This window comes from Microbacterium schleiferi, assembly GCF_015565955.1.
GTDB lineage: Bacteria > Actinomycetota > Actinomycetes > Actinomycetales > Microbacteriaceae > Microbacterium > Microbacterium schleiferi_A.
In genome coordinates this window covers 2,825,460-2,841,090 of sequence record NZ_CP064760.1, presented here as the reverse complement: position 1 = coordinate 2,841,090, position 15,631 = coordinate 2,825,460, and the positions used below count along the sequence as shown (strand labels likewise).

At 67.1% G+C, this 15,631-nt stretch carries 16 protein-coding genes and 1 pseudogene; 13 read left to right on the top strand and 4 right to left on the bottom strand.

Annotated elements, in window-relative coordinates; translation table 11 throughout:
* Positions 1-15 precede the first annotated feature (15 nt).
* The 6 genes from phnD (at position 16) to IT882_RS13815 (ending at position 5,613) form a co-directional block, all read left to right on the top strand.
* Positions 16-1,029, top strand: coding sequence for a phosphate/phosphite/phosphonate ABC transporter substrate-binding protein (gene phnD / locus IT882_RS13840; protein WP_195692327.1), 1,014 nt, complete (start codon positions 16-18; stop codon positions 1,027-1,029).
* 89 nt (positions 1,030-1,118) lie between these two features.
* A complete protein-coding gene (phnC, locus tag IT882_RS13835) occupies positions 1,119-1,910 on the top strand; it encodes a phosphonate ABC transporter ATP-binding protein (RefSeq protein ID WP_195692326.1) in 792 nt (263 codons plus the stop codon).
* Entirely contained in the window at positions 1,907-2,716 is an 810-nt protein-coding gene (phnE, locus tag IT882_RS13830) for a phosphonate ABC transporter, permease protein PhnE (protein ID WP_195692325.1), read from the top strand. Before phnC ends, phnE (IT882_RS13830) begins: the two co-directional genes overlap by 4 nt.
* 8 nt (positions 2,717-2,724) lie before the next feature.
* Positions 2,725-3,585, top strand: coding sequence for a phosphonate ABC transporter, permease protein PhnE (phnE, locus tag IT882_RS13825; protein ID WP_229382141.1), 861 nt, complete (start codon positions 2,725-2,727; stop codon positions 3,583-3,585).
* Positions 3,566-4,423, top strand: coding sequence for a MurR/RpiR family transcriptional regulator (locus IT882_RS13820; protein ID WP_195692323.1), 858 nt, complete (start codon positions 3,566-3,568; stop codon positions 4,421-4,423). The genes phnE (IT882_RS13825) and IT882_RS13820 overlap by 20 nt, the downstream gene beginning before the upstream one ends.
* 143 nt (positions 4,424-4,566) lie before the next feature.
* Positions 4,567-5,613: an isopenicillin N synthase family dioxygenase gene (locus tag IT882_RS13815; protein WP_195692322.1), complete on the top strand. Its 1,047-nt coding sequence runs from the start codon at positions 4,567-4,569 to the stop codon at positions 5,611-5,613.
* Here the strand turns inward: IT882_RS13815 and IT882_RS16730 are convergent.
* Positions 5,607-6,271: pseudogene (locus tag IT882_RS16730) on the bottom strand (TetR/AcrR family transcriptional regulator). The gene IT882_RS13815 and the pseudogene IT882_RS16730 sit on opposite strands and share 7 nt — an antisense overlap.
* 100 nt (positions 6,272-6,371) lie before the next feature.
* Between IT882_RS16730 and IT882_RS13800 the strand changes: the two are divergent.
* Both IT882_RS13800 and IT882_RS13795 read left to right on the top strand, forming a co-directional pair.
* Entirely contained in the window at positions 6,372-7,358 is a 987-nt protein-coding gene (locus IT882_RS13800) for an NAD(P)-dependent alcohol dehydrogenase (RefSeq protein ID WP_195692320.1), read from the top strand.
* A gap of 54 nt (positions 7,359-7,412) precedes the next feature.
* Positions 7,413-8,237 carry a formate/nitrite transporter family protein gene (locus IT882_RS13795; RefSeq protein ID WP_195692319.1) on the top strand — a complete coding sequence of 275 codons (825 nt, stop codon included), beginning with the start codon at positions 7,413-7,415 and terminating at the stop codon, positions 8,235-8,237.
* On the opposite strand, the gene IT882_RS13790 is transcribed toward IT882_RS13795, so the two are convergent.
* Positions 8,206-8,571 carry a DUF2834 domain-containing protein gene (locus IT882_RS13790; RefSeq protein ID WP_195692318.1) on the bottom strand — a complete coding sequence of 122 codons (366 nt, stop codon included), beginning with the start codon at positions 8,569-8,571 and terminating at the stop codon, positions 8,206-8,208. The two genes, IT882_RS13795 and IT882_RS13790, sit on opposite strands and share 32 nt — an antisense overlap.
* A 193-nt stretch (positions 8,572-8,764) precedes the next feature.
* Here IT882_RS13790 and IT882_RS13785 point away from each other — a divergent pair, with 193 nt between their 5' ends.
* From IT882_RS13785 to IT882_RS13775, 3 genes are all read left to right on the top strand, one after another.
* Entirely contained in the window at positions 8,765-9,622 is an 858-nt protein-coding gene (locus IT882_RS13785) for a Cof-type HAD-IIB family hydrolase (protein ID WP_324253892.1), read from the top strand.
* Positions 9,623-9,660: 38 nt separating this feature from the next.
* Positions 9,661-10,494 carry an aldo/keto reductase gene (locus tag IT882_RS13780; RefSeq protein ID WP_195692317.1) on the top strand — a complete coding sequence of 278 codons (834 nt, stop codon included), beginning with the start codon at positions 9,661-9,663 and terminating at the stop codon, positions 10,492-10,494.
* Positions 10,495-10,608: 114 nt separating this feature from the next.
* Positions 10,609-10,842, top strand: a complete 234-nt coding sequence (locus tag IT882_RS13775) for a hypothetical protein (RefSeq protein ID WP_195692316.1) — start codon at positions 10,609-10,611, stop codon at positions 10,840-10,842.
* A 14-nt stretch (positions 10,843-10,856) separates the two neighbouring features.
* On the opposite strand, the gene IT882_RS13770 is transcribed toward IT882_RS13775, so the two are convergent.
* Together IT882_RS13770 and IT882_RS13765 are read right to left on the bottom strand one after the other, a co-directional pair.
* On the bottom strand, positions 10,857-11,807 hold the full coding sequence (locus IT882_RS13770) for a DNA-3-methyladenine glycosylase family protein (protein WP_195692315.1): 951 nt from the start codon (positions 11,805-11,807) through the stop codon (positions 10,857-10,859).
* Positions 11,808-11,873: 66 nt separating this feature from the next.
* Complete coding sequence (locus tag IT882_RS13765; RefSeq protein WP_195692314.1) at positions 11,874-12,563, bottom strand: winged helix-turn-helix domain-containing protein; 690 nt, start codon at positions 12,561-12,563, stop codon at positions 11,874-11,876.
* A gap of 524 nt (positions 12,564-13,087) precedes the next feature.
* Between IT882_RS13765 and IT882_RS13760 the strand changes: the two genes are divergently transcribed.
* Positions 13,088-14,137: a LacI family DNA-binding transcriptional regulator gene (locus IT882_RS13760; protein WP_195692313.1), complete on the top strand. Its 1,050-nt coding sequence runs from the start codon at positions 13,088-13,090 to the stop codon at positions 14,135-14,137.
* 124 nt (positions 14,138-14,261) lie between these two features.
* Entirely contained in the window at positions 14,262-15,578 is a 1,317-nt protein-coding gene (locus IT882_RS13755) for an ABC transporter substrate-binding protein (RefSeq protein WP_195692312.1), read from the top strand.
* Positions 15,579-15,631 lie beyond the last annotated feature (53 nt).

The window sequence follows — 15,631 nt, the reverse complement described above, 5'->3', positions numbered from 1 at the left end:
AAAGGCACTCCTGACATGCGCAAGTCCCTGATGTTCACGGGCATCGCGGCCATTGCCGCCCTCGCCCTTGCCGGCTGTTCTGCGGACTCCGACCCCGCGGCGTCGGGCTCGGCTGATACCGCCTGGCCCGAGTCGATCACGATCTCGCTCGTTCCCTCCGTCGAGGGTGAAGACCTCGCCGAGGCGCTCGACCCGCTCACGGCCTACCTCTCCGACAACCTTGGCATCGAGGTCAACGGGGTCGTGGCCACCGACTATGCCGCGACCGTGGAAGCGCTGGGCTCGGACCAGGCGCAGGTGATCATCACCGACGCCGGCTCGCTCTACAACGCCATGGAGCGGTACGACGCCCAGCTCATTCTGCGTGACGTGCGCTTCGGCGCAACCTCGTACGCCTCCGTCGCGTACACGAACAACCCTGACAAGTACTGCGCCGAGGCGCCGGAGATGTCGACGTATGCTGCGAGCGGCATCGAGCTGTCGTACTGCAACGGCATCGAGGAGGCCGGCGAGACCGCCACCGGTCAGGGACCTGCGGCACTGGATGCGCTCACGAAGATCGACGACGGTACGAAGGTGGCGCTGCAGGCTGCGACCTCCCCCGCCGGCTACCAGTACCCTGTCGTCGCTATGCGCGAGGCCGGTATCGACACCGACACGGGGATCACGCAGATCCCGGTCGAGGGCAACAACAACGCCGTCCTCGCCGTGTACAACGGTGATGCTGAGGTCGGCTTCGCCTACTGGGATGCGCGCACGACCGTCGCCGAGGAGGCCCCGGACATCGCCGACAAGGTCGTGGCCTTCGCCTACACCGACATGATCCCCAACGGTGGTGTCGCCGTCTCGAACACGCTCCCGGCAGATCTCGTGGCTCAGCTCACCGAACTCATGGACGGCTACGCTGACTCGTCCGAGGAGGCGAAGGACGTCATGTTCGACCTGGTCGGACTTTCGGACTGGACCGACCAGACCGCGCCCGAGCAGATCACCCGCTACGGCGAGATCCTCGCCCAGTTCCAGAACTGACCGAGCCCGCGAGGTTCACCAAGGAGTCGGTGCATGCACACTGATCCGCAGCGCGCGGAGGCCGGGGCCACCCCTCGGCCTCCGCGCCCGTGCTCGTCCCCGCCCCCTCGGCCTGGGGGATTAGCCTCGACGATGTCTCGGTGGTCTATCCCAACGGGACGCGCGCCCTCAGTGGCGTGAGCCTCGACGTTGCCGCGGGTGAGATGGTGTCGATCGTCGGGCTGTCAGGCTCGGGCAAGTCCACGCTCATCCGCGCGATCAACGGCCTCGTCCCGGCCACGAGCGGAACCATCACCGTCGGCCCCACTGTCGTCACGGGATTGCGTGGACGGCAGCTGCGGCGCCTGCGGGGGCACATCGGCATGATCTTCCAGGGGTTCAATCTCGCGGATCGCGCGAGTGTCTACCGCAACGTGCTTGTCGGTCGCTTTTCGCACACACCGACCTACCGCACGCTTCTGGGCCTCACGACGTCCGCTGATCGGGAGCTCGCGCTGCGCTCGCTCGATTCCGTCGGGATGCTCGAGAAGGTGTGGACCCGGGCCGGCCAACTCTCCGGCGGTCAGAAGCAGCGGGTGGCGATTGCTCGCGCCCTCACGCAGCAGCCGAGCATCATGCTCGCTGACGAACCGGTCGCAAGTCTTGATCCCCCCACGGCCCATGCCGTCATGGACGACCTTCGCCGTGTCAACGTCGAGGACGGCCTCACGGTGTTGGTCAACATCCATCTGATGGATCTGGCGCGTCAGTACACCACGCGAATGATCGGCCTGCGCGCCGGTGAGCTCGTCTACGACGGCCTCGCCGCCGACGCCACGGATGCCGACTTCGAGCAGATCTATGGGCGCCCGATCCAGCCGGTGGATCGGCTCGATCGATGAGCGAGACGGTCGCGCACTACACGTTGCCGCCGCGTCCGCGAACGAGAGGTCGCGTCGCTCTGATCGTGCTCGCTGTCGCCGGGTTCACCGTCCTCACGTGCGTCCCTGCGATCGGTGGGATCGACCTGGACTTCGGGGCCATCATCCGCAATTGGTCAAACGGCTCCAGCATTCTCGTCCAGTTCTTGCAGCCGGACTTCTCGTTCCTGCCGCGCACGATCGAGCCCATGCTCGAAACGCTCCAGATGGCGCTGGTTGGAGCCTTCTTCGCGGCGCTGATCTCGGTGCCGCTCACGCTCTGGGCGGCCGCGCCGACGAATCCGAATGCGATCTCGCGCCGCCTCGTCCGGGCTGTGATCAACGTCGTCCGCGCGGTCCCCGATCTCGTCTATGCCACGGTGCTCGTCGCGATGATCGGGGTGGGCGTCCTGCCGGGCGTGATCACCCTGTTCCTTTTCGACATCGGGATCGTGGTCAAGCTCGTCTCGGAGGCGATCGACTCTGCCGACCACCACTACATGGAGGCGGGGCGCGCCGCGGGGGGAACACAGAACCAGATCAACCGCGTCACCGCGCTCCCACAGACCTGGCCGCTGTTTGCCAACCAGTGGCTGTACACCCTCGAACTCAACGTCCGCATCTCGGCGATCCTCGGCATCGTCGGGGCTGGCGGTATCGGCCGGCTTCTCGACGAGAGGCGCGCCTTCTACGCGTACGACGACGTCTCGGTGATCGTGCTCGAGATCCTCGTCGTCGTCATCCTCATCGAAGTGTTCTCGAACTACCTGAGACGGCGTCTGATATGAGCACGTCGGTGTCTGCCCGCGAGCTGGGGCTCGCGCTTCCCCCGCGCCCGTCGCGCCTCGCACCGACGCTCACGGCGGTGGTCGTCGGGGTGATCGTTCTGTGGGCGACCGCCGGACTACCGATCGACTGGAGCGACGTCGGCGCGATCCCCGGTGAGCTCCTTCACTACGGCACGCTGATGTTCGCCGACCCCAACTGGGAGAAGCTCCCGCGAGCCCTCTTCGAGACGTGGCGGTCGATCTCGATGGCCTGGATCGGTGCGATTCTGTGCGTGCTGGTGTCGATCCCGCTCGGGATGCTGGCAGCGCGGGGCGTGGGGCCGGTCTGGCTCCGGTTGCCCCTGCGCGGCTTGTTCGCCGTCATCCGGGCCCTGCCCGAAGTGATCATCGCCCTGCTTCTACTCACCGTCACCGGGCTGACACCGTTCACAGGTGCACTGGCCCTGGGCATCGCCGGAATCGGCACGCAGGGAAAATGGGTCTACGAGACCATCGAGTCGGTACAGGAAGGCGCCTCCGAGGCCGTGCGTGCGGCCGGGGGCGGCACGGCAGAAGTCACCCGATGGGCGCTGTGGCCGGCTGCGGCTCCCGCCCTGATGTCGTTCGCGCTGTATCGCTTCGAGATCAACATCCGTACCTCTGCCGTGCTCGGCCTCGTCGGCGCTGGCGGGATCGGAAGCATGCTGGCCAACTACACCAACTTCCGGCAATGGGATACCGTCGGAATGCTGTTGATCGTGGTGGTCGTTGCCACCATGACGATCGACGCGATCTCGGGAGCGATACGCCGGCGGATCACGCAGGGGGCCCGGATGCGCGGAGCCAGACGATCCTCGAAAGGACGCCAGGATGTGGTCGGGATCCGCTGACGCGCCTCCTTCGACGCGGATCGCGATGCTCGCACCGTCGCTGCAGCCGACCGAGCGACGCGTCGCGGAGTCGATCGTGGCGGACGTTGAAGCAGCGATCGAACGGACTGCCCAGGAGGTCGCCGATCTGGTTGGGGTGGGGCGCGCGAGCGTCATCCGCACCGCCCAGTCTCTCGGCTACGAGGGATACCCGCAGTTGCGGGTCGCACTCGCACGCGAAGTCTCGCTCACGGGCACAGCGGCAACCGGGACGGACGGCACGATGCTCGGAGCCCTGCGGGGAGCCGTCGATCGCTTCGCCGCGCGGCTGCCTCACACGGTCTCGGCACTCACCGAGGCCGAGCTCGATGCGTTCGTCACCGAGATCGACGGAGCCCAGCGCCTGCTCGTGGCGGCGAACGGACTGTCGTCACCGCTCGGAATCGACCTCGCGATGCGACTGACCTCGGCGGGCCGGCCGGCCGAGTACATGCCCGACACTCTCGGCCAGCAGATCGCCGCCAAGCATCTGGGGCGCGGTTCCGCATGCCTGGTCGTCTCAGGGTCGGGGGCAAACCGTGCGTCGTTGGATGTTGTCACCGAAGCACGCGCGAGCGGCGCCCGGGTACTCGCGATCACCTCGTTTCCTCGCTCACCGGTGGCGGAGGCAGCGGATGTCGCTCTCATCGTGGCTCCCGTGAACGATTCCTTCCACGATGAGCTGGTGCATACCTCCCGCGCGGCGCTCATGCTCGTGACGGAGTCTGTCGTGGGGTTGCTCGTCGCGCGCCGGGGCGACAGCGCCCGTGCCGCTCAGGCGGCAACGCTCTCGGTCCTCAGTCGCTCGCTCTCGGAGTAGCGGCGCTCGCGCTGAGGTCTTCTCCGCCGCGTGTAACGCGGGCGAAACGGCCCGGGCGTATCGTCACCGGCAACGCTCATGAAAGCGAAAGCCCGCACCCGCGGGTGAGTGGAAAGCGTGAAGCGGCTCAAGAAGGAGTTGCCATGACATTCCAGGTCCCCCTCGTGGACATCACCCCTTACGTGGCAGGTGGCACGGCCGCGGCCCAGGCGGAGGTCGCTCGCCGTATCGACGACGCGTGCCGCACGGTCGGGTTCATCCAGATCACCGGCCACGGGATCCCCGACGCGATCACGCACGGGCTCACCGACGCGATGGATGCCTTCTTCGCGCTCGATCTTGAGGCGAAGAAGGCCTACCGCACCCCACCCAAGATCAACCGCGGGTACAGTCCGCCGAAGTCGGAGTCGCTGAGCCTCAGCCTCGGGGTCGAGCAGGCCAGCCGCATGAACGACTTCTTCGAGGCGTTCAATGTCGGCGCATCCGCCGCGTCGTATCCGCACATGGCGGAGTTGCCGCAGCCCGACTATGCCGACAACGTGTGGCCCACCGTCGACGGATTCCAGGAGCAGGTGGAGGCGTATTTCACCGAGGCCGGCCGCGTCGCCCGCGTCATGACGCGGATCTTCGCGGATGCCCTGGGCCTGGATCCGGAGTTCTTCGCCTCCCGCACCGATCACTCGCTCGATGTGCTGCGGATGAACAACTATGCCCTGCCGCCCGGAACGGATGTGACCCTCGATGGCGACCTCATCGGCATGGGGGAGCACACCGACTACGGGATCGTCACCATCTTGTGGGCGGACCAGGTCAAGGGCCTCCAGGTGCTCGGTGCCGATGGTTCCTGGAACGATGTCGCCCCCGCCGATGATGCGCTGCTGATCAACCTCGGCGACGTCACGGCGCGCTGGACGAACGAGCGGTGGATGTCGACACTGCACCGTGTGAAGCCGCCGGTGATCGACGGGACGATCGAGCGGCGACGGTCTGCTGCCTTCTTCCACGACGGAAACGTCGACGCGCTCATCCAGACGCTGCCCTCGTGCGTCGATGCGGAGCATCCCGACCTCTACGAGCCGGTCACCGTCGGTGAGCACATCGCGGCCAAGCTCGCGGGATCTCGCGCCGGGGTACGCAACGACTCCGCTGCCCGCGAGTCGGCACGCGTCCTCGCGAGCCAGCGCTACTGAGGACCGGTCGTACGCAGACGCGCATCGAGGCCGTCCAGGAGAAGGGTCAGTCCGAAATCGAACCCCGATCCCTGGTCGGTTCCGTGAAGGTGGATGTGCTCGATGAGGTGGGTGTGCTCGACCTGCTCGAGGTATGCCAGCGCGGCGTCACGTCGTTCGCGCTCAGCGGCGGCATCCATCGGTGCGAAATCCAGGGCCTGCGTCACGTAGCCCTGGATGTACGCCTCGAGAACGTGGTGGGCGTGGAAGGCCTGCTCGGGGTGAAGCCGGCGCGGCGGAGGTGTCCCAGCGACGCGTCGAGGTACGCCATCCGCGCCGGCCCGCCGCTGGTCGCGCGGATGCGGTTCGCCCAGGGGTGGTGTAGCAGGGTCGCGAACGCCGATCGCGCCGTCCGTCTGACCGCGGTACGCCAGTCCTGGGCGTCCGCGGTCAGCGTGACCTCTGCCCAGACGAGATCCACGATCCCATCGATGACGGCCTGCTTCGACGGGAGATGGTGGTACAGCGACATCGCTTCGACACCGAGTCTGGCGCCCAGTGACCGCATGGTCAGTGCGTCAAGGCCGTCGGCGTCGACGAGCTCGAGCGCTGCCGCCAGGATGCTCTGCCGTGTGAGCGGTCGGCGGAGCTGATCCGGTTCCCCCTCAGCTGGAGACATCCGTCGCTCCTCGCGTGACTTGACGAACTTACGTTGTAAGACTAGCGTCACCCGTGACCATACAACGTAAGGCTGCTGGTGGCGGCCGAGGAGGACCGACATGCGTGCCATCCGTCGCACCCGTTACGGCGGGCCGGAGACTCTGCAGATCGAGGACATCGAGGATGAGCCGTTGGAGCCGGGGCGTGTGCGGCTGCGGGTCGCGGCCGCATCGCTGAACCCCTTCGAGTGGCATCACATGCGAGGACTGCCGTGGCTCATGCGTCCGACATCGGGCTGGCGGCATCCGCGCAACCCCGGTCTGGGGGTGGATGTCGCGGGCATCGTCACGGAGGTCGGCACCGATGTCTCGGAGTTCAGGGTCGGTGACGCTGTCTTCGGTCCGGCACGCGGCTCGCTGGCGGAGGCTGCCACGGCGCGTGCGGAGTATCTCGCGCCGATCCCGGCGGGCGTGACTCCCGCTGAGGCGGCAGCGGTGCCGCTTGCCGGTCTGACGGCGCTGCAGGCTCTGCGAGACAAGGGGCAACTGGAGGCGGGCGGCCGCGTATTGATCCTCGGTGCCGCGGGCGGCGTGGGGCACTACGCCGTTCAGCTTGCGCGCTCCCTCGGTGTCGGTCGGGTCGTTGCCAGTTGCAGTGGGCGCAACGCGGAGTGGATCGCGGATCTCGGCGCCGATCGTGTCCTGGACTATACGCGCGGCGAGGTCAACGACATCGGCGAGCGGTTCGACGTCATCATCGATATCGCGGGCGGCGCGCGAATCGCGTACCTGCGGAGCCTGCTCGCACCGGGCGGGTCGCTGGTCCTCGTCGGCGGCCCGGGTGACGGACGGCTGCTGGGCCCCGCGACGCGCGTCTTCGCGGGCCTTCTCACCAGCCGTTTCCGCCCGGAGCGGGTTGTGGGGATCAATACGACGTGGTCCGGGGCCGACATGGCGATCCTTGGCGCGATGCTCGGCGACGGCCGCGTACGCAGCGTCATCTATCAAGAAGTAGGTCTTGACGGGGTCCCCGCGGCGATTGCGGAACTCGAGAGAGGCCATGTTCCCGGCAAAATCGTCGTGCGTCCCGAGGTGTCGTGGTTGTAGTTCGTGGGGACCTTCGGCCCCATTGTGGTCTGACCACAGGAGTATCGTGCCGGTGTGCGCACGATCGAAGACACTCTCGAGCTCCAGGCCGATGCGGCGATCCACAAGATCGAGGGAATGCGGCATCCGCTGCGCTTCACGATCTCGGGAATGCTTGCTGGCGCTTATGTGGGGATCGCCGTCGTGCTCATGCTCAATGCGGCAGGTCCCCTCGCGGAGGCCGGGGACGGCTGGGCCAAGCTCGTGAGCGGACTCGTGTTCGGCGTCGCCCTCACGCTCGTCGTCTTCGCCGGCGCCGAGCTCGTTACGTCCTCGATGATGACGCTGACGCAGGGCACGCTCATGCGCGCGACGGCATCCGGTCCCGCAGCCGGGGCGCTCGGGTTCACGTTCGTGGCGAACCTGCTCGGGGCCGCGGTCTTCGGTGTCCTCGTGGCCGTCGCGGGGGTACTGCACGCCAATCCGGCGGCGGGCGCCATGCTCGAGGCGATGCTGGATGCCAAGGCTCACGAGTCCCCGCTCGAACTGTTCGTGCGCGGCATCCTCTGCAATGTTCTGGTGTGCTTGGCCATCTGGATGGTGGCCCGATCGAACTCTGACGGCCCGAAGTTCGCCGTCATCTTCTGGGCGCTCCTCGCCTTCATCACCTCGGGCTTCGAGCACGTCGTGGCGAACATGACGACCTTCACGCTGGGTCTTGCCACGGGTGTGCCGAGCGCGACCTGGCTGTCGTTCGGGACGAACATGCTCTGGGTCGGGCTCGGCAACCTCGTGGGCGGCGCGGTCGTCGTCGGGCTCGCTTACTGGGTCATCGGCGGCTCACCACGCTGGCCCCAGACCCACGCGCTCACCCCTGAGGAGGCACGGGCGTCGGCGTGACGGATGCCTTCAGTTGCGTCATCCGTCGCTGGCGCAGGGCGAGAAACAGCGGGAAGGTGAAGGCGAACGCTGTGAGGCCCGAGCCGAGGATGTAGAGCCAGGCGAAGCGCATGCCGAGTCGCCGCGCCTCGACGACGATGAACACGCACCCGGCTACCGCGACGACGAGCAGATCCACCGTGATCGACGAGACCGCCGGGCCGCTCGTGACGAGGTCGCCGATGAAATCACGCAGCTGGATGATCGCAAGGACATTGAAGTACCAGGTACCCGCGAGGCCCGCGACGGCCAACGCGAGATAGGTGACGGCGAGGGGGCTCCAGTGGCGGCTCATGCCTCGATCCTCGCGCGTTGCGCAGCATCCGTCAGATTTTCTTTCTCCGACCGTGTCGATCTTTCCGAGCCGCTGAATCGGGGAGCGCTCTGGCCGCGTTCGACCGTGCGCGCCTGCTTGCGACGAATCCGGTGGAGATCGCCCACCTCGAGCGACGCGTCGCCCGGGTGCGAGCCTCAGGCAGGATGGGGGAGTGACCGATGACTCCTTGCAGGGATCCCCGACCGCCCCGATCGACCTGGACGTGCTCGCCGGCCGGGGGAAAGAGATCCGCCTGATCGCGGTCGACATGGATGGCACTCTGCTCGACAGCGACGGAAAGGTGCCGCCCGCGCTGTGGCCTCTGCTCGACCGGCTCGCGGACGCGGGCATCGCCTTCGCGCCCGCCAGCGGTAGGCAGCACGCCACCCTGCGGCGCGAGTTCGGTGACCACGGCGACGACCTCGTCTTCATCGCCGAGAACGGCACGTTCGTCACGCGCGGCGACGAGGAGCTGAGCTCCGATGTCATGGACCGCGCGTTCGTCGATGGTCTCGTTCGCGACATCCGTGGCTTCACCCACGACGTCGGCGTCGTGCTGTGCGGCAAGGCCTCGGCCTACATCGAACGAACCGATGACGCCTTCCGCAGCCAGGCCGAGAAGTACTACGCCCGCCTCACGGATGTTGCGGACCTGACTGCCGTGGACGACGAGATCCTCAAGGTCGCGGTCTTCGACGTCGAGGACGGCGAGAAGAACACCGCACCCGCACTGGAGCGGCACCGCCTGACCCATCAGGTCGTGGTGTCAGGGCACCACTGGGTCGATGTCATGAACCAGGGTGTCTCGAAGGGCAAGGCGCTCCGCGCCATCCAGGACCTCCTGGACGTGACCCCCGAGCAGACAGCCGTGTTCGGGGACTACCTCAACGATCTCGACATGATGGATGCCGCAGACTTCTCGTTCGCGATGGCCAACGCGCATCCGGATGTCGCAGCGGCCGCCCGCTACCGAGCGCCGTCCAACGCCGATCACGGCGTCATCCGGGTCCTGGAGCGCCTTCTGGACTGACGGCCCTGGCCGCCGGCGAGGCGGGGCAGGATGGAACCATGATCTCCATCCCGACTGTGACCCTGGCCGACGGCGTGAGCTTCCCGCAGCTGGGCTTCGGCACCTACGGTCTTCGCGGTGCTGACGGCACGGATGCCATTGTCTCGGCGATCCAGGCTGGATACCGGCTCCTGGACTCCGCCGTGAACTATGAGAACGAGAGCGAGGTGGGTGAGGCAGTCCGCCGCAGCGGACTGGACCGTGACGAGCTGATCGTTACGACGAAGATCCCGGGCCGCGACCACGGGTACGACGAGGCGCGCCGCAGCGCGCGCGAGTCCCTCGACCGCCTCGGTCTTGAGCGTATCGATCTGCATCTGATCCACTGGCCGAACCCGAGCGTCGACAAGTACGTCGACACGTGGCGCGCGATGATCGACCTCCGAAGCGAGGGTCTCGTGCGGTCGATCGGGGTGTCGAACTTCACCGAGGCGATGCTCGATCGCCTCCAGGCCGAGACGGGTGTGATGCCCGTCGTGAACCAGGTCGAACTGCACCCCTACTTCCCGCAGGGGGCGTTGCGTGCCTACCACGAGGAGCACGGCATCCGCACCGAGAGCTGGAGTCCGCTCGCGCGCCGCAGCGAACTGCTGAACGAACAGGTGATCACCGACCTCGCGGCCGAGCTGGGCGTCAGCCCGACACAGGTTGTGCTGCGGTGGCACGTGCAGCTCGGGTCGACGCCCATCCCGAAGTCGGGTCACGCCGGCCGCCAGCGCGAGAACGCTGATGTGTTCGCGTTCGCGCTGACCAATGAGCAGGTCGCGGCGATCTCGGCGCTCGAGCGCGGACGCCTCTGGGACGGCGATCCCACCACACACGAAGAGATGTGAGAGCGCCGTCGCACGACGCAGTGACCTGTCAAGACCCTCGCACCCGGCGAGAGGTCGCGACAGGCTGACTCGTACCTGCCACGCAGACCGCGTGGGACGGCGAAAGGAAGCGACATGACCGACAGTGCCCGCGATCCCCTCGAAGAAGCCGACACCGTCGAGCAGATTGCGCCCATCGAAGGAGCGGAGCCCACAGTCGATCCGCAACGGTCGTCCGATGACGGCTCGGCCGAGGATGCCGCAGTCGACATCGACCCCGACATCCAGCCCGAAACACAGGGGGACGATCCCCTCCGTGCCGATCTGGGCGACACCGGGCAGGGGGATCTCGCGCCCGAGGACGGCTGACCGGCGCGACTCGCTCAGCGGGAGCGGTGATCCTCGGGATGCAGGCGCGGACCGCGCCGCGGCTCCCGGGGTCCGGCGGCGGTCACCAGTCGGATGACGCGCTGCCGGTGGCCCGTCCACGGGGAGAGCAGCTCAAGCATCCCGTCGTCGTCCGTGCGCGAGCCGGTCAGGGCGTATCCGACCTCGTGCGCGAGGTGGTAGTCGCCGACACTCACGGCATCCGGATCCCCGAGCGCCTTGATGCGTGTTTCGGCAGCGGTCCACGGTCCGATTCCGGGCTGGGACAGCAGGATCCGATCGATCTGCTCGGCATCCGTTGCCGCCAGGATGCCGCGGACCAGCGATGCCCCGCGCTCGGCCACGCGGGTGATCGTGCGTGCCTGCGGCGGCTCGAGTCCGGCACGGTGCCAGTCCCACGACGGGATGCGCCGCCAGCCATCGATCGTCGGCGGAGCGAACATCGCCCGGGGCGTCGGACCCGGCGCGGGTGTGCCATGCCAGGCCACGAGTCGTCGCCATGCGGCGAACGCCTGGAGCCCCGTGATCTTCTGCTCGACGATGGAGCTGGCGAGGGCATCGAACACGAGATCGGTGCGGCCGAGGCGGAGCCCGGGGTTCCGGTGCGCGAGATGGGCGATGAGTGGATGCCGAGTCGCATCGAATCCGGTTGCATCGTCGGTGTCGCCGCACAGCGCGGGAGCCTGCTCGAGCGCCCACTCGGCGCCCTCGCCCCACGCCGCGATGCGTACGGTTCCGTCGGAGGTGCCGCGCAGCGCGACTGTCGCGACACCGTTCGGGGTGCGCGCCGCTCGCCAGATGACCGGGCCGTCGACGGTCATGGTCGGGTCGTTCGCGCCGCGCCGCTGGAACACCACCGTGGCCCGCAGATCCAGCGGATGCCGCGGCCGATAGACGGTCTCGAGCGCCGCCGCGCAAGCGGTGGGTGTCGGCGCGAGCGAGGTCATGCGATCACGATACGTGCGCGCCGCGACATCGGGTCTTCCCGCGCCGCTCCGGTCGCCGAGGCTGACCTAGAACCGGTCGGGCGAGGGGGTGCCGTGGCCGTAGCGGATGACGACGTCGGCGTGCCTGTCGAAGCGGTACCCGACGCCGCGCACGGTGCGCACGATGTCCTCGTAGCGGCCGAGCTTGGAGCGCAGCCGACGGACGTGCACATCGATCGTGCGCTCGCCCGGTACCTCGCCGTCCTCGGCGCTCTGCCAGAGCGAGCCGACCAACTCAGACCGCTCGATCGTGCGGCCCTCGCGCAGGACGAGGTACTGGAGCAGTTCGAACTCGGTGAACGTGAACGGAGCTGTCTCGCCGTCGATCACAACGCGCTTGCGCGAGATGTCGAAGACGACTCCCCGTGCCGAGCGGTCGGTGTCTTCGGGTTCCGATGCCACCGTGAGGGCTGCGACGGCAGAAGGCTCACGCAGCGCGCGGCGCACGACATCGACGTCGCGACCGCCGGCGCCGCGAGGTGCGAGCGCGACGGTGGCGTAGGTTTCGGCATCCGGTGCGAGCTCGGCCAGCGTGCGGCGCAGAGCATCGACGAGAACCGGGAGAGAGACGCCGGCAGCGGCAGCCTTGGCCTCATCGAGTCCGACGTAGAGGGCGAAGCCGCGCGGGCTGCGGGCCGCGGGTTCGTCGACGATCGGGGGCACGGCGTGCAGGTGACGTGCGGGAGCGGGGCGGGTGAGGAGAGCGGTGTTCGACATGGGGATGATGGTCCTTGCGAGGGCCCGGATGGTTCGGGCAGAAGTGTGCTGCGGTGACCTGACGGTCGGTGTCGAGCGCGGTTCGGATGGGCGCGCTCTGCGAGAGGGCTGAGGGGCAGTGCGATCTGGATCGCAGAACGAGCCCCGCTGAGGTGTCGTCAGCGACACATTCGACAACACATGACTGAGCGGCCGGCCATCATCATGCCGGCAGTTCCGTTCGCCTCCCAGGCGGACAGGACATGCGCATTGTCAGTCATGCGGCCGATTATGACCGACCGTGTCGAAGCGCGTCAAATCACGCTCATTGCGGCGGAAAAGGCTGACATCTCGGGGGCAATCTGCTCAGTGGGGTGGGCGGATGATGGGCACTTCGCCTGCCGCCCCGCATTGGATCACAACCGGGTCACGGTTTGTTGTCGCTGAAGACAAAAGGGTTGCGAGGGATGCGCAGGTGTGCGTACTATCGCCGTCGAAGCGTTTAGCGAAGCGCTTCGCTAAACCGACTGGACAGTGAGGTCGCCATGGCGAAGATCGACGAGGTGGCAGCAGCTGCCGGCGTATCGATCTCGACAGTGTCGTATGCGCTGAGTGGCAAACGCCCGGTGTCGCCCGCGACCCGCAAGCGCATCGAAGCCGCCGTTGCGAAGCTGGGCTACAGCCCGAACGCGGGCGCGCGGATGCTGGCGGGGCGCCGCACGAACATCTTCGCGCTGACTGAGCCACTGCGCACCGATACCCATGTGCCGACCCATATGGCTTTCGTCTTAGCAACGGCGGTGGCTGCGCGCCAGCATGACTACGACATCCTGTTGCTGACCGAAGAGCAAGCCGTCTCGGGGATGAACCGTGTTGCCTCCACGGGCCTGGCCGATGCCATCCTCGTGCTGGATGTCGCCCCCGATGACGAGCGGGTGGCGCTCGCGCGAAACCTTGCCACACCTACGGTGTTCATCGGTGTTCCGGACGATCACGAGGGTCTCGTCTGCGTCGACCTGGACTTCGAGGCGGCTGCCCGTATCGCCGTCGACAAACTTGCGGCCCTCGGGCACACCCGCATCGGCATGCTCGGGATGACGGAGACCGCCTATGAGAAGTCGAACTTCCCGCCGCGCGTGCGGGCTGCGTATGAGAAGCGCGCTGCGGAGCTCGGTGTCCAGACGTTCTTCCGCGCGAGCGGGCATGCGCAAACGGACCGCAATGGGTGCCGCACGGCCGTGTCAGATTTGCTGGCCGCCGGCGTTACAGCGTTGATTCTGCATTCGAACGAGGATGCGCACGCCATCGTGCTGAGTGAGCTGGATCAGCGCGGGGTGAGCGTGCCCTACGGGCTGTCTCTGATCTCCGTCGGTAACAGCTTCGACATCGACACGCTGGCGCGGCCGATCGACGCCCTGCCACTCATCCCCGCCGAATCCTGCAATCGCGCTGTCGAGCTCGCGCTCGAAAGCCTCGATGAGGGGCATCGGGAACCAGGGCTCCACCTTCTCCCTCCCACATATCTGTCCCGCGGCTCGATCGGGCCGTGGGTCGGATCGCCGAACGACAAGCCGGGAGCTCTCGCCGCGATGTGACGCCACGATCGACGGTCATCGTGCATGCCCATTGTCGAAGCGCTTCGATACTTTCCCTCCACAACTACACAGCCCCTCCGAAACCACCTGACCGACGACGGTCACCAAGAAAGGAGTGCCACCGATGGCACGCTTTACCCGCACCACACAGCGAGCACTGGTCGCCGCGAGCGCGATGACCGTTGCCGCTCTCGCCCTGGCCGGATGCTCTGGCTCCGGTTCCTCGGACGCCGAAAGCGGCGACACCCTCGTCCTCTGGCACTACGAGGGTGAAGACAGCGCCATGGGCAAGGCCTGGGACGCTGCAATCGAGACCTTCAAGGAGGAAAACCCCGACGTCACGGTGGAGTTCGAGGCCAAGGGCTTCGAGCAGATCCGCTCGACGGCCAGCCAGGTGCTGAACTCCGATGAGGCCCCGGATGTCATGGAATATAACAAGGGCAACGCGACGGCGGGTCTCCTGGCAAGCCAGGGGCTGCTCACCGACTTGAACGACGCGGTCGCCGAGTACGGCTGGGGTGACCTCCTCGCGCCGGCGCTGCAGACGACGGCCAAGTACAGCCCCGACGGTGTCATGGGTGGAGACACCTGGTACGGCATCCCGAACTACGGCGAGTTCGTGACGGTCTTCTACAACGAGGACATGTTCGCGGATGCCGGGCTCGAGGTCCCGACGACCTACGACGAGTTCATCGACGTGCTCGATGCGTTCGTCGCCGAGGGCATTACCCCGCTGGCCGAGGCCGGCGCCGAGTACCCCCTCGGTCAGCTCTGGTACCAGCTTGCCCTGAGCCAGGCGGATCGCCAGTGGGTCGACGACTACCAGCTCTACGCGAACCCCGTCGACTGGCAGGGTGAGCAGATCTCCTACGCGACAGAGACGCTCAAGCAGTACATCGACGCCGGATACATCTCGGCGGATGTCGCGGGGATGAAGGCTGAGGACGCCGGAACCGCGTTCATCGCCGGGCAGTACCCGATCTTCGTTTCGGGCAGCTGGTGGTACGGCCGATTCCTCAGCGAGATCAGCGACTTCCAGCTCGGCCTGTTCCCCTTCCCGGGCTCTGACCTCAGCCTCGGATCGTCGGGCAACCTCTGGGTCGTGCCGGAGAACGCGAAGAACAAGGAACTCGCTTACGAATTCATCGACATCACGATGCGCCCCGAGATCCAGGCGATCATCGGAAACAACGGTGGACTCCCGGTCGCGGCGAACGAGTCCGACATCACCGACGAGGCGAGCCTGCAGCTGATCTCGGCGTTCAACGCGATCAACGCGCAGGACGGCCTTGCCTTCTACCCTGACTGGCCGACGCCGACCTTCTACGACGCGATCGTCGCGAACCTGCAGGAGCTGGCCAACGGTACGGCAACGCCCGAGCAGGTGCAGACCTCGCTCGGTGACGAGTACGACTCGTACGCCTCGCAGTACTGGGAGTAACCCGGTCACGGTGGGGGCGGCACGGCCGTCCCCACCGCCCCACACCCTGGCCG